The following is a 21,215-nucleotide window of genomic DNA, read 5'->3' as shown; positions in this document are numbered from 1 at the left end:
ATTCCGGTTTCGTTTCCGATCATGGCCTCTCTTCCGTTTGAACAATTGCTCGCTCCGCTGCCTGGCGCCCAACCGTGCGGCGAAGACATGCTCTTCTCTGCAGAATTCGACAGCATCCAGGATGCGCGCCGGTTTGATGACCCGTCGCTCGATCAGGGCGAGTGGGTCACGGAGATCAAGGAGGCCGACTGGCGTGCCGTCATCGCCCAGAGCACGTCGCTGCTGCAGAACCGCACGAAGGATCTGCGGCTGGCCGCATGGTTGGCCGAGGCATTGTCGAAGGAGCGTGGCTTCGCCGGCCTGCGCGAGGGCTACGAGCTGATCGCCGGTTTGTGCGAGCAGTTTTGGGAACACATCTATCCGCTGCCTGAAGCCGACGACCCCGAAGCCCGCACGGGCAGCATGGCGTGGCTTGCGACGCGATCGAGCCAGCTCATTCGCGAGGTGCCGCTGGTGGATGCGGCCAAGGGCGGCTATAGCCTCGTCGATTGGGAAGTTGCGACCAGCCTGGTCGAAGCCATCCGCCGCGATCCGGAACAGGCTGACGAGCTGTCGCGCGGAAAAATCACGCAGGAACAGTTCGAGTCTGCACGGCGCGCCACGCTGCCGGCGTTCTACAAGACGCTGCATGATGATGTGGTGGGCTGTGGCGCTGCGCTGTTGCGGCTGGAATCCGTGCTGGATGCTCGTGCTGGAGACCATGCGCCGAGCTTCCGCCCCGCACGTGAAGCATTGCAAGCGGTGCGCGCGTTGGTGGAGCGCTTTGGTGGCAAGCCGGAGCCAAAGCCAACTGCCGTGGAGGCGAAGAGTGCTCCGCAACAGACAGCGCAGTCTTCCGCCGGCGCCGCCATCGAAACCGTGGTTTCCGGCCCAATCCGCACGCGCGCCCAGGCGCTGAACCAGTTGCGCGATGTAGCTGAGTTCTTCCGCCAGACCGAGCCGCACAGCCCTGTTGCCTACCTCGCCGCGCGCGCCGCGAAGTGGGGCGACATGCCGCTGCACGCCTGGCTGCGCACGGTGGTCAAGGATGATGCGACGCTGTCGCAGATTGAGGAGCTGCTGGGCCTGGGCGATCCGCCGTCGGAAAGCGCGAGCTGAACAGGCTAGCTGCTTGAACAACCGCCGCAGCCGCTGGATCCGCAGCTACTCGAGCTGCAACTGCTGGAGCTACTGCTGCTTGAGCTGCAGTTGCTCGACGTGTCGCCTCCGGAGCCGCCGGAACTGGCGCCGGCGGGTGTTCCCATCATCGGTCGGTATCCTGCCCACACTGTGTTGGCCAGCACGCTCGTGCCGCCAAACGCCGCCAACCACAGTAGATCGCTTGTCGACACACTAGCCTTGGGCGCCTGCTGGCTACGCTGACGATGCACATCGAGCTCGGCGCGGGCTCCTGCGGTGGGGCCCGCACGACCTACGCCGATCAGCTGCACGGTCACGCACCAGTAGACGATTCCGAACAGCGCCATCTCGACCAGCAGCCACATCACCGGGCGCTCTCGGGACAGGCCAACAAATACCTTTATCACCCCGAGCCACAGCACCGATAGTCCGATCGCCCATGCAGCGACAGTCGTTGCGCGCATCGCGCCGGCGGCCCACATCCAACCTTCGTGGCGCAGCCGATCTGTCATGTCGATGGCTTCGTCGAGGAATCGATCCCGAAAGGCTGGCCATGGCGAACGGCGCTGGGGTTGACGTGCGAGCCATGTCCACGCGTTGACGTGGCAATGGGGCATTGGTGTTTCGTTCGCGACCACGTATGTCTTGCGGTCACGTTTTCTCTTTGCAGGAGAAGCAACGCGGATCGCACCCGCGCCGAGCAGTGCCAGCGTCGCAACCTGCGCCATTCGCGTGGCGTCGCCGTTGATGAGCGCGGCTTCGGCAGGCGCCAACTGGCGGGGCACGTTGCCATCGGCGGCGCCCCATGGCTGGCGGTCGTACGCCGCGCGATGCAGGCCCCGGATCAGCAGACACGCCATCACGCTCACGCCCAGATAGAACGCGAGAAAGCGCGGCCCCGGAAAGTTCAGCACATCGAAATCCGATGCGATGTTCGTGGTGATGACGATGAGGATGACTCCGATCAGAAGCCATACGGAAGGCATGATCGAGCGAGCGGTGGACGTGCGCGGCGGTGTAGCAAGGGGCGGCGGATGCGGTGCGGGGCTGGCAGCCTCAGGCGCACCATCCGGTTGCGCTGGTTCCGGCGCCGGCCAGACGTCGGCAGGCGGTTCGACGCCGAACGTGCGCCGGTAGCTATCGATCGTCTGCTGGTAGTGCTGCGCGTAGGTGTCGTCTTCGTCCGGGGCGCCAATTCCCGGCGCATGGTGAAGCGGCGCGCGCAGTACCTCTCCGCAAAACACCGTCCAATACTCTTTCGAATATTGCAGATGGAGATGCCAGGCGGCATCGACGGCCTCGGAAGGCGTGACAGGGTGCCCTGCAAACACCGCCAGATACGCAAAGCGCTTGTATTCCTCGATGACGGTCAGCGTGTATAAACGCGACCACCCTTCAGCCTGGGCCAGACGTTGGCTGTAGGGCACCGGCGCGTCAGGCGCATCGGGTGAATACTGGCTCAGCCGAAGCAGGCAGGCCTGGCGATCTGCTTCGGTCGAAGCGGCCTGGTGTGCGGAGGCGGAACCGGGGGAGGTCGATGGAGTGAGCGATGTCATCTATGTTGTTGTCCGCCGTATGTGCCTAGAGGCTGAGCCGCCGGGCAGTAGCACTGGCAGCAGATCGCGACGATTACTCCTGCTGTGGCTGCTCCAGCGCCTGAAACACCGCGCGCTCACAGCGGCCGAAGTCGAAGCTGCGCAAGCGGAGATGGCGGTTGCCGTATTCACCAGCCACCATCATTTCTGGGATCGGGCGCAGGGGCCCCGCCATCAGGCGCATCAACGTCTGTGAAATGATCACGAGCAACATCGGCGCCAGGGTAAACATCCCGACCATCATCCCCGCGACAGGGCCGACGCCTTCGAGGCCAAACTCGCTGCCCACAAAAAAAAGCATGATCACGAGCATCAGCGCGCTGAAATAACCGAGAAGGCCGATCGCCTCGCTAAAGTGGGGGCTCCTGCGCGACACTATGGTGTCCAGCGGTTCGGGCAACTCTCGAGGGCGCTTTGCAACATAGACAGTCTGAGCCTCGCGACGGCCGGTTAAGCGCATGCCCCACGCTGAAAAGCAGTCGTTGTCCCACCAGCCTGCAGCACGCACGCGCATGCCGTTCAGGCCCGCGAAATAGGGCGCGTTGGACGAAACCCGACGGTCCGTGACCTGGTATTCGCAGAAGTGGATGACCCGGTCGTCCATCAGCGTAATGACGACGGGGGTCACGCGATAGTAGGTGTCTCGCGAGATATCGTCGGTGTAGTCATGTGCGCTGCGCGCATTGGTGTCGACGCTCCATCCCATGGCCTCATATGCCTTGAATGCCGCGTTATCCACCTGTACTGAGCGAATGATTCCGCTGACGATCGCGACGGGCGCGCCCTGTCGTCGACTGGCAAGCCAGTGCTCAAGCTGCTGCCACGCCCATACCAAATGGCACCATAACCACCAGATGCGCTCTTTCATCGGAGAAAATTGCGCGATGGGCTGCGATGGTCTCCTGGTGGGGTCGTGGTACTCGAGGCGGATCTGGATGGAGGCACGCCGTTCATCACCCGGCTGTAATGGGGTAGCTGTCGACGGCTCACGCAACCGCGCCCGTCGGCGTGCATCCTCCCGCGTCACTTACTCGCCCGAAACTCGATCCGCCGATTGCGCGACCGGCCTTCATCGGTGTTGTTGGCCGCCACAGGCTGATCCGGCCCCACGCCCATCGCGGTGAGCGTGCCTTGCTCGGCGCCCTTGGCGATCAGGTAGTTCTTGACCGTCTCGGCGCGCGCCTGGCTCAGGTTGAGGTTCAACGCACGGCTGCCGGAGTTGTCGGTGTGGCCGACGATCTCGATCTTGCGGCCGTTCAGGCGCGGCAGCACGGCGGCCATTTCATCCAGAATCGCGCGGCCCTTGGGCGTGAGCGTGGCGCTGCCGGTTTCAAACTCGATGATGCGGTTGGCCAGCGTCTGGTCCAGCAGCCCTTGCTCGGACACCGCCGCCACGCGCAGCCCGTTCTTGATCGTGTAGCTCTGGCCGAGCGCCGTCGCCATGTCGCTCGTGAGCTGTTGTCGCTGTGCCTCGTTACCGACGTCGCCGTGCAGGGAAACCTGCGTGCCGTCGATGTTGAGCTGCCCACGATTGACCTGCTTGATGGCCGGCGACAGGATCTTCTGCACGTTGGCCGACCAGTTGGGCGGCGACACCACGTTGCCCACTTCGATCTGATCGACCACGTTGGCGCTGCCGTACAGCTCGCGCAGCTTGGCCAGCACGGTCGCTTTGGTGGCTTCGTCCGGCACCATGCCACCGGCCACGACTTGACCCGGCACGGGAGCGTCGCCAGCAGCGGCATGCGCGGGCAGGGCGCTGCCCAGGCACACCAGCATTGCAGCGTTCGCCAGGAAGGTTGCAGGCCGGAAGCCGCGCTTGATTGCATCCAGACCCATGTTCATTCTCCGATGAAGACTTCGCGGAAGGTATCGACCGCCACGCGCAGCGAGAGCTGCGGTTGATCCAGGTAACTCACGAACTTGGCCAAGCCGTAATCTCCGCTGACGTGCTGGTCGACCCATTCCGGATCGTCGATGTTGATGTTCTGTTCGGCATACGCCAGCGGCGACATGACGCTGTGCAGCGTGCGCGATGACGCCCCGTTGAAGCCGATGACCAGCCGCTCGGCGCCGTTGATGTCGCCCAGGAACAGCGACAGCTCGAAGTCGGCCCGCTGGAGGAAGCGCGACACCAGCTCCAGCCAGAAACTCGCCACCAGGCTGCGATAGAGCGGGTCTGCCGGCAGCGGCAGCGTGAGCCCTTTTTCAAGCCGCGACGAGCCGTTCGCCATTACGGGTTGGAGCAGCGTGCCGAGCGCCAGCAACGTGCGGCGCAGGCGGATGTTGTGACCTTCCGAGCGCAGCATCTGCTCAAGGCCGGCAACGGTCTGGAAGTCGATGAAATCCGAAAAGCTGGCGTCGTGCGATTGCGTGCTCGTGCCGCCCGTGCCGGTCTCCACGCCGTGCTGGCCTTCGGCCAGCAGGCGCAGGCCCTCGGTGGCGTCGGTGGCGGTGCCGAGCGAGATCATCTGCTGGCCGGCGCGTGTCCACAGGCGAGCGAGCGCAATCGGGCTGCGCGCGATGAAGTTGATCGGGCGATCGACCTCCATGGCTGCCGCCGTCAGGAACGGAAAGCGGCGCGATGACAGATCACTGCTGGCCATGAGCGTGCCCGCAATGGCGAGCTTGCTCTGCGAGCCGAGAAACGCAAACTGCACCGGCTTCCAATTGTCGTAGGTCGTCTTCCAATCCGGCGCTTCGGCCAGCAATTCCATGCCTTGTGCCAGCCAGCGGTCCAGCGTGTCGAGCAGTTGGACATTGTTGGCGCTTTTGACGAAATCGCCGCGCGACGGAAGCTTGCCGAAGTACGAAAGCTGCAACTGGGTCTGGCTCATTGCGCCGTCCCTCCTTGCTCTTCCGTGATGCTGTGGCGTGCGGCCTGCGTTGACACGGCCGCTTGCGCGGCAGGCGGCGTGCCTGCGGGCGCTGCCGGGGCGGGCGGGGTCAGTGTGTTCTGCGGTGCCGATGCATCGGCAATCGACGTCGGCAAGCGCAGGCCGCGCAGGCCCTGGCCTTGCGGCGAATCCGATGCCGTCGTGCCGCCAGTCTGCGGGCTGCTGATGATGCGCAGGCTGATCGATACAGTCAGGTTGTCCTTCGTCCAGGACAGATCGAACGCGCCATCCGGACGACGCTTGCGTTGGGCCGTGGCAATCAGTCGCTCCAGGCCAAAGCGGCCGGGCTCGTTGAGCAGCTCGACGGTGCGGCCGTCAAACGAGGTGGCCGTCACGCGCGCACCCGGCGTGCCTTGCGGATTCGGCCACACGAAGTTGGCCCACTGCGGCGGCGTGTTGCGATAGCGCAGTTGCTGTCCGTCGATCTCGATCGTGTACTCGGTCGCGCCTTGCGACGGCACCGGCAGGATCTGGAACACCGTCTGCGGTGCTGCGGCTGCTGCACCGCCTGCACCTCCGGCCGCGCCGCCCGTGAGTGGCGCGATCCAGCGCGTGAAGCCCGTGGTGAACTCTGGCACAAACGCGATGCCCAGGTCGCCCCAGGTGCGGGAGGCGATCATGTCGCCACGGCGCACCGACAGCGGACCGATCGTCGTGCTGGCGAACTTGGCAATCGCGCCATCCGGGCCGAACACCTGGCCGATCTCGGCCGCGCTGGCCTCGATCTTGGCGTTGGGCGCAAACGGGTACTTGTCTGCCAGCGTGGTGGCAAACGGCTGATACACCTGCGCGTTCCACACCTTGTTGACTTCGGTGGTGGCCGGGCGGATCGCCACCGCGTACGACTGCAGCAGCGGACGCACCAGCAGCGGACGCAGCGTTGCGCGCTCACTGTCGGTCATGCCGGTCAGCATCTGCTCATCCACGTACTTGAGCGTGTCGGCCAGTTCTGAGCCGTTGCCGTCCAGTGTCTGCTGCATCAACTGCCGTGCACCCGGCCCCGGGTCGCCCTGGTTCTTGATCTGGTTGAAGCGCGTGCGCACCTTGGAGAGCGAATCCATATAACCGCGCAGCAGCGATTTGTCGTCGCGCATGACCACCACGCGTGCGAGCCCCGAGAACTCCTTGCCAACCGAGCCCATCGGGATGGCGCCGGCTTCAGCAGTGCCACCCACGTCCACGTTGACGTTCACCTGCGACGGCGTCTGGCGCGCGAACAACTGCTTGAACCAGCCCAGCACGCCCGTCTTGGCCTGCTTCAGGCCGGCGTTGAACATCGACGGGTTGTCCCACGACGTCTGCTCGTACGCGGTGTCGAGCACCTTGCGGATCGGCGAGTTGGTCGGATCGCCCAGCAGGTTCATGCCGGTGACGGCCTGATCGAAGCTGGTGAAATCCTGGATCGCCACGCCCTGCATGAAGCGTTGCCATTCGCGCGCGTATTCGGTCTTGTACATCGTGACCAGCGCCTTCTGGATCTGCTCTGGGCTGCCTTCCAGCGTGAGGTCGTCCCGGGCGGCAACGTTCAACACCCAATCCTTGGTCTGCAGTTCCTTGTTGGCAGCTTCCTTGATGGCGGACTGCACATAGCCGAACCACGCTTCCTTGGTGAACGTGCCGGGCACGGCGTAGCTGCCAGCAACCAGGCCTGCACCGGTGTCACCAACGATGCGTGCGACCGTCATCGGGGCGTAGCGCGTGGACGCGCGGGCCTTGATCTCGGCGTATGCGCGTTCGCGTGCGGGCATGCCGCGCACCACGCGGCGCAGGTTCTCACGCGTCTGGTCGACCAGCGAGAGGTTGGCTTCCAGCAGCGGCCAGTTGTCGTCGTTCACGCGGGCGAGGAAGAACGACAGGTTGCGCTCCGCCGAGCGGATCATCTGCTCGCGGGGCATGTTGCCCCGGTTGTCTTCCAGCCAGCCGCGCCAGAAGCGTGTGATCTGATCGGTCAGGTGCGCGACTTCCACGTGGCGCTTGTCCGACAGCATCAGGTAGGTCTTGAGCGCGTTGTAGCCGTCTTCCACGTTGGTGGGGGAGGCATCGGTGTAACGCTTGGCTCCGGTTGAAGCCGTGGCCTGGTTTGGTGCAGCAGGCGCATTGGCGGCCGCGCCCGAGGCACCTGAGACACCCGAGGCACCAGCCATGGTGGCGGTGGCCGTCGTCACGGACGTGGTCATCACCGCACCGGTTTCCGGCGGCCGCACCATCGGGGCCAACTGATCCGGATGCGCGTTCACTTCGGCCAGGAAGGTTTCGATCGCACCGCCGACCGGCTTGAGCATGACCTGGCGCAGGCCGTTGTAGTACTCGTCGAGCAGCTTGTGCTGCAGCATGTCGCCCTGGTACAGACCCAGCGACAGCGCCAGCGGGTGGTCATTGCGATACCGGTCGAGCTGTTCGATACGGTCCTGCAGGATGTCGAGTGCCTCCAGGCGGGCCTGCAGGTCTACCCGGTTCTGCTGCATCTTGACGATCTTGTCGAGGTCGGCCTGCACGTTGGCGGTGAGCGTGCGGTTGCCCATGTACGACCACGTCCAGCCACCCAGCATCACGCCCAGCGCCAGCACCAGCGCAAAGAACGTGGCGATGCGCAGTCGCGTCTTGGCGGGGCTGGCGAATTGCCGCACCGTCTGCTTGTCGGCAAAGATCACCTTCGAGAACAGGTCGCGCAGGAAGAAGCCGTTCTTGGAGAACACTTCGCGGGTGCGCGCGGCGCCGTCGGTCGACAGGCCGAAGCGGCGCGCAATGCGCTCGGCCGACACGCTGTTGGTGGCGCCTTCCTGCAGCGCGCTGGTGAAGTAGAAGCCACGGAACACCGGCTTGTACTGGAACGGGTTCTCATCGAACAGCGTCATCAGGAACGCACGCAGCGTGGGCTTGATCGACGCAAATTCCAGCGGGAAGCTCAGCAGCCCCGGCGAGAGCTTGTTGTTCCGGTGCAGCGCGATCTGCGCCACGCTGATTTCCTTCAGCCCGTCGCACAGCTCGTCAAAGCGCTGGTCGAACACGGCCGCCACGTCCGGCTTTGAATCCGGCTCGAAGGGCAGGGTGGCGCCCCAGACGCGGTCGCGCTCCTGTTTCTCGCTGTCGCCAAAGAATTCGGTAAAGCCGGTGATCAGGTCGGCCTTGGTGAACATCACGTACACAGGGGCAAACACTTCCAGGCGTTCGGTCAGTTCCTGCACGCGCTGGCGCAGGTTCTTGGCCAGGTTGATGGCAAATTCGGGGCGGTTTTGCGTGAGTTCGGACACGCTCACCGTGACGACGATGCCGTTGATGGGCGCCTTGGGGCGATAGCGCTTGAGCAGGTCCAGAAAGCCGAGCCACTCGCGGCGGTCTTCTTCGTGCACCGAGTAGCGGCCGGCCGTGTCGAGCAGGATGCCTTCGGTGGTGAAGAACCAGTCGCAGTTACGCGTGCCGCCAATGCCCTGGATGACGGCACCGCCCTTGTCGGCAAACGGAAACTGCAGGCCGGAGTTCAACACGGCCGTGCTCTTGCCCGCCGCCGGGTTGCCGATCACGATGTACCAGGGCAGCTCGTACAGCGCTGCGCTGCCCGACATCTGTCCGAGCTTGGAGCGCTTGATGGTCTTGACGGCTTCGGCCAGGCGCACGCGCAGGGCTTCCACTTCTTCACGCTTGTCTGGCGTGGCGGCCTTGTCGGTGGCGGCTTGTTCGAGCACGCCCTCCAGCTTGTTGCTGGCCTGACGCGCACGCCAGCGCTTCCACAGATACGTCAGCAGCCACAGCGCGAGCAGTACGCCTAGCGCGACGCCGACCCAGACCAGGCCAACCTCAAAGGTCTGCGCCATCAGGAGCAGGAAGATGGTCAGCACGATCACGCCAAGAATGGACAGCGTGCGTGAGTTGGTCAGGAAGTTCAGGAAGCGTTGCATGTTGCCTTCGGCTCGGGAACAGACAGAATCGGAATCGAAATCAGGAACGAGGTCACGTCAGGCTGGGCACCACCGCGATGGCGCCGCGCTGCTGGATGTCGTTGGCGGTAATGGCCAGCACCGGCTTGCCGGTCTGCTGGCTCAACTGGTGCGCCACCACCACCGAGAGCAGCGGGCCCGCGGCGCCCACATAGCCGCAGGGTGTGCCAACGGGCAGCAGATCTGCGGCAAGGTCCAGCGCGGGGAAACGTTCGGAAAACACGCGTGCCACCTCGACGGTGCGCACGGGGTGCATGCCAGTGTCTGAGACAACGCCGGCAATGGTGATCGCCTCGGCAGCCGAATCGCCCTCGGCAGTTTCTGCGTTCTCGGCGGGCGCGGCGTCCTGCTTGGCCTTGACCGGTGTGGCGGCCAAGGTATCGAGCACGTGGCCCACGGCATCGCCCAGCGCCTGCAGTTGCGGCAGGCCGCGATCGGGCGTCGGCGATTCAAGCCGCGCCACGCCGGCGCGCGTGATCGTGAACGGCTCCGATGCAGCGGCTTCGCCTTCCAGCGCCGGCGGTAGCAGGCCTTGCGCCATGGCCGGCCCACACAGCAGCACGCCCGCAGCGGCTTCGCCCGGCACGCGGCCGTGTTGGCGATTGGCTTCGAACAATTGCTCGTGCTGCATCAGTTGCTCAACAGCGCTTGGGCCGACCAGCGAATCCGCCACCACCACCATGCGCAGCACGCGCTCGTCGCTGGCGCGATTAACGCCTTGCGTCGCGCGATCGAGCAGCAGCAGCGCATCGGCATCGCCCTTGGCGGTGATGGGCTCCAGCGTCAGTCGGTCTGCGGGCCAGATCAACGCGATGCGTTGGCGCAGCCACCCATCGGCGGCGGCTTGATGCTGCGGTGTCCACTCGCGCGGGAGCAGGGCGGTGATGATCAGTCGCGTGCTTTCCGGGGCGGTCGATTCCGGAACCTGCGCAACGGCATGTGCGGCCAGCTCTTCGGCTACCTGGCCAGCGAGCGAGAGGGCGCGCAGGCGTTCGTCCAGCCAGTCGATGTCAGGATGATGCTCGGCCAGCTCGGCGCGCAGGTCTTCGATGTCGATGCCTTCCACTTGCGCTGCAAAGATGGGCTGGCCGAAGCCCTGGACATCGGTCAGGCCCGGTTGCGTGTTGGCTTGCACTGCGTCCACCACCGATGCCGCATCACTGCCTGCAGGCGCGCGCAGAGCGCTGGCCAGCAGCACGGCGCGCCATTGGCGCGTGGCGTCTTGCGGGTCTGCGGCTTTGGCGTCGGTGCCTGCGGCGGCCGGCGTGGCGGCAGCCAGCTCGCGGCCCGCGACCACATTGGAGCGGATGCCATCCAGCGCGCGCTTGATGACCCAATAGCCTACGAGCATGCCGACCGGCAGCAACAGCAGGTAGGTGAGGATGTCGCCTGTGGTCGGCATGCGGTTGACGGACTGCCACCACACAATGACGGCAATCCACACCACCACGAAGACAGCGAGCAGCGTCAGCCCGGACCGGAAGAGTCTTGCAACCATGTCGTGCGCGTTCAGATGCTGCCGGTGTTGCCCTGGCTGGGCAGGAGCGTGGCGCCGCAGGCGGTTTTGTCGCCATGGCGCGCCGCCTGCTTGCCGTCGATGATGACGTTCGGGTCGCCCGTCACGATGACGGTCGTGCCGCCGTGGCCGTTCCGCGGGCAGGTCACCTTGTCGCCCACGCAGGCGATGCCCTTGCCGCCGGTGCTTGTGTTGCCCGATGCGGTGATCACCACGCCGCCGTGGTCGGTCTTGTCACCCAGCAGGATGAAGGGCCGTGTCATTGCATGCTCTCCATGTGTCCTATCGTCATTGTCTTGGTGCGGGCTGCTTGCCGAGCACGCCCTTGCGGCGCAACTCGACGTGGCCCAGATCCATCATCTTCCAGCGGCCGCCCCATACCAGGCCGACCGATTCCGCCGTCTGGCCGTACAGCTCGTAGCCGCGCATTGCCCACGGGTCTTTTTCGCTGATGACCAGCTTGCCGTCGCGGAAGAACGCGCTGTCCGCCGCCAGGCCGTACTGGTGATAACTCTGGAACGCCGTGGCCTGCGTGACATTGCTGCCCATCGCCGCCAGCTTCACTTGCCGCTCGGGGCTTCGGTAGCCTTCGAGCAGCGCCATCTCGTATCCGTGTTCGTCGCGCATGATCTTGTAGACAAGCAGCAAACGCTGGCGGAAATCCGCGTCGAGCAGGTTCCAGTCGCGGCTCGCATCGCGGATGGCCGGACGGATCTGCTCGACTTCACGCGTGGTGAACACCTCGGGCGGCAAGGGCGGCGGCGGGACCAGCCGTTCGCCATTGAGCAGCGCCGAGATGTGCGGATCCGGTTCGCGCACCTGATCGTCATCGAACTCGAACGACTGCTGCTCGCGCAGCGCCAGCGCCAGCATGGGCGGCACCGACAGCACACCCAGTGCACCGAGCAGCAACATCCGCCGCCGCACCACGAACTGCTTGAACGCCGATACCCCTGACGTTGCGTTGTCCACCGACTCGCGCAACGACCCTGCCGAGCGCGCGCCCACCACCGCCGCCCCCGTGCTCAAGCGCCGCCACTGGGCACGCAGCAACGCCGCGCAGCGCTGCCGTACCGACGGCAGCAGCAGCACGGCAGCCACCACCACCATGGCAACGAAGTAGAGAACAAGAGCGAGAAAAACCATACCGACCTGCGGAGCGTGGGCGCCTACGTCAATTCATCCAGATTTATATCTGTATTTAGAAGCCTAAATTATTAATAAACGGTAATAATCGGGCGCTCGCTACGCAGAAATATTAAGAAACGATAAAGAAAATACCGCAACCTACGTCAATCATTTGTCTTTCAGCAAGGCCAGACTTAGAATCAGCAGCCACCACCGGAATCGGCGGTTGTTTGTAATCCATACGTTCGCCGCGCATTCTATTTCAATTCTGGACCCGTGATGAGTAATAACGGCGATTTGAAACAAGAAGGGCCTCCAACGCTCTTCAATTCTGAATCCGAGACCGATGAGGCCGGGCATACGCGCATTCTGGCGAGCCTGGAAGGCCGCGTCGCGGCCAGCGGCAAGGGACCGAAAAAGTCGCTGCAGCGCTATGGCGTTGCAGCGGCGGTTGTGGTGCTCGCCGCCGGTATTGGCGCATGGATCATGCTGAATCCGAGCGGCGAATCCGCGCCCGCCCAGGTGGCAGAACAACCCGCGCCGACGGCCGCCCAATCGCCGGCAGCCACGCAGGCAGCGGCGCCGGAAGCCGCTCACACGGCCACTGCGGCCACTGCCGCGCCTGTCGCTTCCGCAAGCGAGCCCGTGGCGGAAGTGCAAGCCGCCACCATCGTCAACGTTCCGCCGGGCGAAGAGCACGCAAGCGAAAAGAGCGAGAAGAGCGATAACGCGTCGGTTGCCAGCGCGCCCGCCAAGGAGGCGCATGATGAGGCGCCGGCGGCGCATTCCGTGGCGGTAAAGTCTGCCAGCCCCACGGCGGATACCGACGAAGGTAAGACGGCAACCGCCAAGCTGGTGGCCAAATCGACCAATACGCCATTTAAGGCGCTGCAGCAGCCAACAAAGCCGAAGGCGCACTCAACTGCCAAAGCCGCCAAGAACCGAAAGGGTACATTGGCGCCTGATGATCCTGACGCTGATCTGCTGGCCGCTTTGCTTGCGCCGCAGAATGCCGCCAATAAGGCCGCCAATTCAACCACTTTCAAAGGGCAATAGCCGCCAGGCTGCCCGGTTGATTGTTTTTGCAACCGGGTGATTGAGCGGAGGCGGCTGCGATGTTCGACATTGCGCTGCCTTGTAAATGCCCGCGCTGGTTTCACGAAATCGCCCCGTGATACGCCACGCGTTGCAGCATCGGACAGCGAATGGACGCCACGACCCTTCTTCAGAACCTCTTCGCACCCACACGCCGCCTATACACGCTGGAGGGGGACGGGGCGCTTGCAGACCTTGCGGTCGAAGCCTGGCTCGGTCGGGAGGCGCTGTCCGAGCTGTTTGAATGGCGCGTGGTGGCCGTCAGCGCCAATGCGCGCATCGCGCTCAAGTCGTTGCTGGGCCAGCGCGTCACGCTGGTCACGACGCTGGCCGACGGAACGCAGACCAAGCGCACTGGCCTGATCCGGCTTGCCGAGAAGCTCGGCGCGGATGGGAGCCTCACACGCTATCGCCTGACCGTGGTGCCCTGGTTCTGGTTGACCACGCAGCAGCGCCACAGCCAGGTGTTCCAGAACCGGCCGCTCGCGGACATTTTTGAGCAGATGCTGTCGCCGTACGAGCCGTATGCCTCGTGGCGCTATGCGGCCGGTGCCGAAGCGCGCATGGCCGACTTTGGTACGCGCGCGCACATCGCCCAGTTTCGCGAGACCGACTACCACTTCGTCACGCGCCTGCTGGCCGAAGCGGGGCTCGGCTTTACCACGGTGGAAGACGACCAGGCGCATGGCGGCCACACGCTGGTGATTTTTGCCGACAGCACGCAACTGCAGGAAGATGCGGAATCGGCAGCGGCGGGCGGTATCCGCTTCCACCGCGCGCACAGCCTGGAAGAGCGCGACGCGATTCAGCAACTGGTTTGCCACACGCGGACAACGGTAGGCGGGGTAGCTGTGGCCGCGTGGGACCCGGAAGGCAAGCAGAACGCCCGAGCCCACGCGCCCGCACGCTTTGCTACCAGCGCGGGCAGCCCGGATGCATACCTGTCGATCAGCCCATCGCTCGCACCCGATTCCGCTAATGCCCAGCGCATTGCCGAACAGGTCATGGAAAGCCTGGAAGCCCGCGCGCTGCTGTTTTCAGGGCGTGGCACGGTGCGCACGTTGCGCAGCGGCACGCGGCTGCAGGTGGTGGATTGCCCGCACCTGCCGCAAGACGTGGAAGGCGCCTATCCGCTATTGATGGATCTGGTCGAACACTGCGGCATCAACAACCTGACCGTCGATACGCACAACGCGCTCAGCCAGCGTTTGGGCGGGCTCGATGCCGCGCTGGAATTCGATACGCCGCCTAGCGCGCCGGAGTCCGGCCCCGGCATCTTCGGTTTCCAGGAAGCAGAAGGCCCCATCGAACGCAGCACGCCGACTGGCGAGTTGCTCAAGGCAGCACGCACGCACGGCTATGCCGGAATGTTCCGCGCAAGCGTCGCACGCAGGCCCTGGCGCCCGGCCGTGACAGAACCGGATTGCGGCCGCCTCTACGCCGCGCCCACCGCGCAAGGCGTGCACAGCGCCATCGTGGTCGGCCCGGACGGCCAGACGCAGGCAGGCGGAGACGGCGAACACCACGCTACCCCCGCAGGTGAAATCCGCGTACGGTTTCCCTGGCAACAAGGCGAGCGCGCGGATGACCGCAGCACGCGCTGGGTGCGAGTTGCGCAGCGGCAGGCCGGCTCCGGCATGGGCTGGCAATGGCTGCCGCGCATCGGGCAGGAAGTGCTCGTCAAGTTCAGCGAAGACGACATCGACCAGCCCGTCGTGATCGGCTCGCTGTACAACGGCCAAGGCGAAGCAGGCATTGCGCCCACGCCGGGCGGGCAGGGCGCATCCGACCAAAGCGACAGCACAGCCCTCTACAAGCAAGGCAGCGACAGCGCCGCAAGCGCGCAAGGCAACGTGGCCGGCGGCCACAGCCCCGCGTGGCACGGCATGGGCACTGAGGCTGAAGGCCACCGCAACGCCGCCGCCCACACGGGCTTCAAGAGCGCGGAACACGGCGGCAGCGGCTACAACCACCTCGTCTTTGACGACAGCGACGGCCAGTTGCGCACGCAGCTCGCCACCACGCAGCAATTCAGCCAGCTCAACCTGGGCCATCTTGTCCATCAGCAAGACAACCGGCGCGGCAGCTTCCGTGGCCAAGGCTTTGAGCTGCGCACCGATGGCCACGCCGCCGTGCGGGGCCAAGCCGGCCTGCTGCTGACCACCTACCGCGACGCCAGCACCGGCAAAGCCGTGCCCACCGGCGACAACGCGGCCGGCATTGCGCTGATCAAGCAAGCCAAGGAATTGACGTCATCGCTCGGGCAAGGCGCGGTCACGCATCAGACCGCCGCGCTCGACACCGCCAAGAACGACGACGCGCCGCTGGCCAAGCAAGCCAAAGCAGTCGCGGGTATGGTCGACGGCAAGGCGCTCGACGCAGCCAAGCAAGACGCCAGCGCCGGCAACACCAACACGCAAGGCAAGGTGCCGCATCAGGGCGAGGCCATTGCGCATCTCGCAGGCCGAGCGGGCCTCGTCATGGTGGCGGGGCAAGACCTGCAGCTCGCCAACGGCGAAAGCATCGCGCTGGGCAGCGGCCAAGACACCAACCTCGCCATCGGCAAACAGGCGCGCATGCATGCCGGCCAGGCGATTGGCGTGGCCGCAGGTTTGTCGAAGGCGGGTGACAACAACATCGGCCTGCAGCTCACCGCAGGGCAAGACAACATCGACGTGCAAGCCCAGCATGACGTGCTCAAGCTGATGGCCAAGCAGGACCTGAAGCTGGTGTCGGCCAATATGAATGTGGACTTTGCAGCCGCCAAGCGCATTCGCATCGCCACGGCCGGCGGGGCGTCGATCACGCTGGAAGGTGGGAATATCACCGTGGAGTGTGCGGGGCCGATTACGTATAAGGCGGCGCAGCGGGTGTTTCAGGGGCCGGTTAATGCGGACTATCCACTGCCTGTATTCCCCGTGTCAGCCATTCCGTACAAGCCCATGGAATTCAGCATGAAGCTTGCAAATACGCCTGGCCTTGGGGGGCACGCCATCGCTCACGCGCCATGGAAGATCGCAACCGGGGATGCGCCTGAAGGGCTTGGGTTGATTGCGGACGAGCATCTCGTTGCACAAGGCGTGACGGATCAGGATGGACATCTGAATCTGACGAGTGAACAGCACGAAGCCTTGGCACGAGCCTACAGCAGCAACCCCGGCGCCACTTGGCTGGTGTATCCGGGGCAAACCGTTCGAATCAACGTGGCAGAGCAGCAGGACGATTGGACGGAGCAAGACGCAGCACGCCACGCATTGAATGCAGGTGATTTCACCGCTGAGCTGCCCGCCACCATGACGAGTGATCAAACCCAGCATCACCTGAGCTATGCGCGGCAGGCGCTCGACGCCGATTCTGCCAAGCAGATCTACGAAAAACTCACCAAGTAAGTCAGATGGGCGCACCTGAAAAGCAGATCCACCAGATTGTCGGGAAAGACGGAAAGCCAGCAAAGACTGCTGCCTCGGCTCCGGGTTGCTTCCTTCAAGGGGACGAGTTTTTCTCGAAAGCAAGGAAAGGCAACGCCGTTCACTACTATCCGACAGGCGCAGAGTATTTCGAGCAGGTTGCCAGTGCGATCGAGGGTGCCAAAACTTGCGTCTTCATTGCTGGTTGGCAGGTGAACTTCGACGTGGTGCTCACCGGAAAGAAGACGCTGTGGACGTGCTTGCGTACCGCCGTGCAGGGCGGCGCCAGCGTCTACGTGATGCCATGGATGTCACCAAAGGCGGGGGTCGATACAGGCGACTTTGAAACCGCACTGGCCATTCTCCAGCTCAACGCTGGTTTTTCTGCGCCTCGCGCGTTTGTGTTGCCTGCGGTATCGCAGTGCGATCAGGCCGGCGGTCTGGGTATTGCGTTCTCGCATCACCAGAAACAGGTCGTGATCGACAACAAGGTCGCTTTTGTTGGCGGGATTGACTTGGCGTATGGCCGGCGAGACGACGGTCGCTTCCTGCTGAAGTCGGATGGGCGACAAGGAAGCGAGCTCTATAACAGCTGCGTACCTGCAATCCACTCGCTCTCCAAAGTTGAGCAAGGCGACTATCTGACGCGCGCCGAACTGGTGGCTGCGTGCTTTGACAACAAGCTTGGGAGTGTTGCGCAGTTCCTTCTTTCGGCGCCCATGAAGCAACTGGCGGTACCCATGGATATGTGGAGCACCGCAAGTGATCGGGTTAAGGACACCCAGAAAGAAGTTTCCGACTGGTGGAATACCGTCGATCTAGTCCCAGACTTTGTTCATAAGGCCCGCGAGGCTGTTGTCGACGCAGGTCAGAATGCCGCCACGGCCGCGGCCAAATGGGCGTATCACCAGTTGGATGCGGGCACGCGGGCGAAGATCAGGAAGCTGCGCGACTTTGGCAGCGCGCAAGTCCAAGACAAAGCGACGGCATTGCTGGCGTGGCTGAACGGCGCAAGCTTGGCGAATCTGCCTCCACATCTGCTGGAGGAAACTGCGGCCGCCATCCAATCTTTTGCAATTCGGGTTGTCCTAGCTCTACAGGCGCAGGGTGCTACACGCGAGGCGCCTTATGAGAATTTAGTCAAGTTAGGCAAGCTATTGCCAGTAGGCGCCAAGAGTGTCGACCCCGAGAAGCAGCCGCGCATGCCGTGGCATGACGTCCATAGCCGTATTGAAGGGCCATCTGTGTACGACCTGAGCCGCAACTTCGTGCGTCGATGGAATGGTGTGGCTAAGCAGTATGAAATGAGCGATCGCGCTACCGTCGAGGTTTTGCTGAAGAAGATGGGCATGAATAAGCCACTGAAAGCGCCTCGTATTGCAACTGAGCACCGTCCAGTTAAGCCCGCGGAGCCGCCGGGAGAGCCCGCGGGGATGCCCGGGAAATGCTGGATCCAGCTACTGCGTAGTGCACCTCTGAAAATGCGTAAAGCAGAGGCCCTGGGCGAAGGTGAGCAAGCGGTACCCACCGTTCGCGAGAGCGGATGCCTGAGCGCGATGCTTAGAGCGATTCAAGGAGCGGTTCACTTCGTGTACATCGAAGGCCAGTTCTTTCAGTCTGAACACGGCCACGAGATCATTGGCGATGATGAGGCGGGGGCGAATGCACAAGGCAGCCGATCAGGCCCGATGCGGGCATTGCTTGATCTTCGTGGATCCCCCGGGTATGCGAAGTACGCCAAGCAACTGGGCATCGATGGCGTACCGGCTTCGAAGATGCTAAGTCGCTTGCGCTGGAGCCAAATAGACTCTGTGCGCAGCGATCTGAAGGGCGGAGGTGCTGACTTTATCAACGATCTGATGAAGGTTGCCGGCAACCAAGGCACGATCGCAGGTTTTGCTGCATTGGGGCCGGCGCAGAAGACGTTGCTGAACCCGATTGGCAAGGCGCTGGGTGATCGTATTGCCCGAGCTATTCGAGATGACCTGTCGTTTCACGCGTATCTCTTATTGCCTGTACACCCAGAGGGAACCCTCGACACGTTGAACATCATGACGCAGCTGCATTTGACGATGCAATCGCTGGTGTTCGGTTCTGACAGTCTCGTGAACCGGGTCCGCCGTGCGCTGTTGGCCAAGCAGTATGTGAAGGAGCGGAAGATCTCTTGGCGGGAGGCGGTGGTGGCAGCACAAGACGTCGATTCGTTGGAGCTCGGTCGCCGCGTTTCGAACGACAAGTGGGCGCGATATCTGACGCTACTGAACCTGCGCAATTGGGACACGATCGGTGGCAGGCCGGTAACAGAGCAGATCTATATCCATAGCAAGCTGCTGATCGCTGATGACCGCACCGTGGTACTTGGCAGTGCCAACATTAACGACCGCAGTCAGATGGGCGACCGGGATTCGGAACTGGCCGTCATCATGCACGACGACTCACCCATATCGGTGCCGCTGGACGGCAAGAACATCCAGAACGTAGGCGTATCGGCGCACAATTTGCGTAAGGCGCTGTGGCGCAAGCACTTTGGGCTGATGAGCGGCTCGGCGGCAGCCACCGAACTCGGGGCGGCCCTGGACAAGCCGGCTGATCCCGAAACGTGGAGAGTGATACAGAAAGTTGCTGCGAATAATGCTGTGGCTTATAGAAAAGCATTCCCATTTTTACCTGCGCTCGACAAGGCAACGTCCATTTGGCCAACTTGGAATAAAGACGAGTCCAAACTGGAAGGCTACATGCCTTTCAATGAGCGTTTTTGGCGCGACCCCGGACCAAGAGCAGAGTCTTTTACGTGGGATGCAAAAAAATTGCTGCCGGAACGTGCCCCTGTAGGTGTGCGTGGATTCATTGTGGCTCTACCTATCATGTGGACGCAGGGCGAGGACAACAACTCTGGAATGAATCTGACGACACTCGCAGACGTTGGCCCTGAGGGCGGTTTGGATATGTCCCAACAGACTGCTGCGCTATCTCCCGAGCAATCGGATCGGATGAACACTTAGAAGAATAGGCAAATAGGAAACATATTGATGCAGTATCGATTCTCTCTAGCTGGCGTACGGCGACTAACAGTCTGTGCTGTGACCGTTCTTCTAGCTGCCTGCGGCCGAGGTGGCCATGCGGAGGAGCCAATCCCCAAAGAGGTGGAGGTTACAAGCCGTTCAGGGGAGCGAGTACGGATACCGAACCCAAGCAACGCAGACCGCCTTGAGGCCACGGCTCCGGGCTATGTCACGCCAGCAGAAAGCCGCTCCGAATGCCTGGGCCGACTGATGTTCGATGTCCCGCGCAGTTTGGGGTTCGAATGGGCAATCGCATCCAAATCTTCACGGCAAGGGCCTTACGAACAACTGTTTCAGTATTTCGACAACGGTACCGGACGAGGTCGGATGGAAATCGAAACGCCCGAGTTGCGAACGACATTTGCTGTGTACGGCCCAGATACGCCAAAGCTACGTGAGGAATTTCTGAGCTATCGGGCACGCATGAATGCCGCAACATTGCACGGAAAACTGGACTCGCTGCAGAGCCAGAAAGAAGACGAAGACCTTTATAAAAGAAGGCCTGAGCTTCTCGGCCCGAACACCAAAGAAAATTTGGCAGAAAGCCGCCGAAAAATCGAACAAGACATCGCGGATCTCAAGGCAGATCGCTACCAGAAGGCTATTGATCTGGGGCGGCCCGATAGTGCGGCTTTTCGCTCAGATGAGCACGTACAGAGTGCGTCGTATCTGCGGGGTGCGATCGTGTTGGGTAACCACCTCGTTGCGTTCGAGTCGATGCTTCGTGGCCTCAAGAATGATGACGATCCAACCGAAGCGCAATGGACGACGGCCGAAAACGCTCTGCGCAAGCTAATCGGCCAGCTTCAAGCACGAGACCTCTACGAAATTCCCAAGGAGCGCGGCTTTTGCCTGCCATATGCCTTCCTCCGTGACGACGGTACCTATGGGAACGAGATTTCCTCGTCGTTCCGATTTGCTGACAGCCCGGCCGTCACCTACCAGCTTAACTTCGCGGCAATTCCTGCAGGAACGCCGTCGCCCACATCGTTGATCAACGCAGCGGGCCGCTCCATGGCCGCCTTGGGCGACCGTTCGCCTGCCGGAATGAAAGTGACCCAGCGGCTCGGGCCCCGCCCAGTGAAGATCGGTGCGCTGACTTCCGTACAAGGCGGCATCGTTGTCGAAGCTCAACGACCCGGCCAAAACACGCGTGAGGGATACCACGTCTATGCCGGCAATGCGGGGTGGTCTGGCTCACAGATTTTGCCAACGATCGAGGTGGTGATGGAGTCTGCCAGCCGCAACGCGCATCCCAGGCTGAATGCCGATGCGCCTCCCTATGCCGAAGCGCGGCCAAGGTTCGACGCGCTGCTCAAGAGCATTCGCCTGCGCCCCACGTCTCCGCCGATGCCCGAGCTGGAGCACGTGGTGAAGCAGTAGTGCGCTACAACGGTGTCACGAAACCCAAATCAAAATCTCTCTCGAATCGATGATGTACAGAAAACTCGCCGTAGCCCT

The 21,215-nt window shown here is 63.1% G+C and carries 13 protein-coding genes; 5 read left to right on the top strand and 8 right to left on the bottom strand.

Annotation, left to right across the window (positions count from 1 at the left end):
* The first annotated feature begins 21 nt into the window (after positions 1 to 21).
* Positions 22 to 1,098: a type VI secretion system protein TssA gene (gene tssA, locus ACTJK4_RS11170; RefSeq protein WP_440817942.1), complete on the top strand. Its 1,077-nt coding sequence runs from the start codon at positions 22 to 24 to the stop codon at positions 1,096 to 1,098.
* Between the two features lie 5 nt (positions 1,099 to 1,103).
* Here the strand turns inward: tssA and ACTJK4_RS11165 are convergent, their stop codons facing one another.
* The 8 genes from ACTJK4_RS11165 to ACTJK4_RS11130 all read right to left on the bottom strand — a co-directional run bounded on the left by ACTJK4_RS11165 (position 1,104) and on the right by ACTJK4_RS11130 (position 12,208).
* Positions 1,104 to 2,675 carry a TIGR04222 domain-containing membrane protein gene (locus tag ACTJK4_RS11165; RefSeq protein WP_440817941.1) on the bottom strand — a complete coding sequence of 524 codons (1,572 nt, stop codon included), beginning with the start codon at positions 2,673 to 2,675 and terminating at the stop codon, positions 1,104 to 1,106.
* Between the two features lie 73 nt (positions 2,676 to 2,748).
* A complete protein-coding gene (locus ACTJK4_RS11160; RefSeq protein WP_433868036.1) occupies positions 2,749 to 3,582 on the bottom strand; it encodes a hypothetical protein in 834 nt (277 codons plus the stop codon).
* 155 nt (positions 3,583 to 3,737) lie between these two features.
* Positions 3,738 to 4,553, bottom strand: a complete 816-nt coding sequence (locus ACTJK4_RS11155; RefSeq protein ID WP_037032349.1) for an OmpA family protein — start codon at positions 4,551 to 4,553, stop codon at positions 3,738 to 3,740.
* Between the two features lie 2 nt (positions 4,554 to 4,555).
* Positions 4,556 to 5,551, bottom strand: coding sequence for a type VI secretion system-associated protein TagF (gene tagF / locus ACTJK4_RS11150; protein WP_045203965.1), 996 nt, complete (start codon positions 5,549 to 5,551; stop codon positions 4,556 to 4,558).
* Entirely contained in the window at positions 5,548 to 9,507 is a 3,960-nt protein-coding gene (tssM, locus tag ACTJK4_RS11145; RefSeq protein ID WP_440817940.1) for a type VI secretion system membrane subunit TssM, read from the bottom strand. Before tssM ends, tagF begins: the two co-directional genes overlap by 4 nt.
* 52 nt (positions 9,508 to 9,559) lie before the next feature.
* The gene (locus tag ACTJK4_RS11140; protein ID WP_440817939.1) at positions 9,560 to 11,044 is read right to left on the bottom strand and encodes a hypothetical protein; all 1,485 of its coding nucleotides are present in this window, start codon (positions 11,042 to 11,044) and stop codon (positions 9,560 to 9,562) included.
* An 11-nt stretch (positions 11,045 to 11,055) separates the two neighbouring features.
* Positions 11,056 to 11,325 carry a PAAR domain-containing protein gene (locus ACTJK4_RS11135; RefSeq protein WP_440817938.1) on the bottom strand — a complete coding sequence of 90 codons (270 nt, stop codon included), beginning with the start codon at positions 11,323 to 11,325 and terminating at the stop codon, positions 11,056 to 11,058.
* 25 nt (positions 11,326 to 11,350) lie between these two features.
* Positions 11,351 to 12,208, bottom strand: coding sequence for a M15 family metallopeptidase (locus ACTJK4_RS11130; RefSeq protein WP_232039413.1), 858 nt, complete (start codon positions 12,206 to 12,208; stop codon positions 11,351 to 11,353).
* Positions 12,209 to 12,469: 261 nt separating this feature from the next.
* On the opposite strand from ACTJK4_RS11130, the gene ACTJK4_RS11125 reads away from it, so the two are divergent.
* The 4 genes from ACTJK4_RS11125 to ACTJK4_RS11110 all read left to right on the top strand — a co-directional run bounded on the left by ACTJK4_RS11125 (position 12,470) and on the right by ACTJK4_RS11110 (position 21,137).
* The gene (locus tag ACTJK4_RS11125; protein ID WP_440817937.1) at positions 12,470 to 13,246 is read left to right on the top strand and encodes a hypothetical protein; all 777 of its coding nucleotides are present in this window, start codon (positions 12,470 to 12,472) and stop codon (positions 13,244 to 13,246) included.
* A gap of 149 nt (positions 13,247 to 13,395) precedes the next feature.
* On the top strand, positions 13,396 to 16,674 hold the full coding sequence (locus tag ACTJK4_RS11120; protein ID WP_440817936.1) for a type VI secretion system Vgr family protein: 3,279 nt from the start codon (positions 13,396 to 13,398) through the stop codon (positions 16,672 to 16,674).
* Between the two features lie 5 nt (positions 16,675 to 16,679).
* Positions 16,680 to 19,694, top strand: a complete 3,015-nt coding sequence (locus ACTJK4_RS11115) for a phospholipase D-like domain-containing protein (RefSeq protein ID WP_440817935.1) — start codon at positions 16,680 to 16,682, stop codon at positions 19,692 to 19,694.
* Positions 19,695 to 19,964: 270 nt separating this feature from the next.
* A complete protein-coding gene (locus tag ACTJK4_RS11110) occupies positions 19,965 to 21,137 on the top strand; it encodes a T6SS immunity protein Tli4 family protein (RefSeq protein ID WP_440817934.1) in 1,173 nt (390 codons plus the stop codon).
* Positions 21,138 to 21,215 lie beyond the last annotated feature (78 nt).

Origin of the sequence: Ralstonia sp. 22111 (genome assembly GCF_052045895.1) — a bacterium.
Classification (GTDB): Bacteria; Pseudomonadota; Gammaproteobacteria; order Burkholderiales; family Burkholderiaceae; genus Ralstonia; species Ralstonia wenshanensis.
The sequence above is the reverse complement of the archived record's forward strand: the minus strand, read 5'-3'. Positions and strand labels throughout refer to the sequence as shown.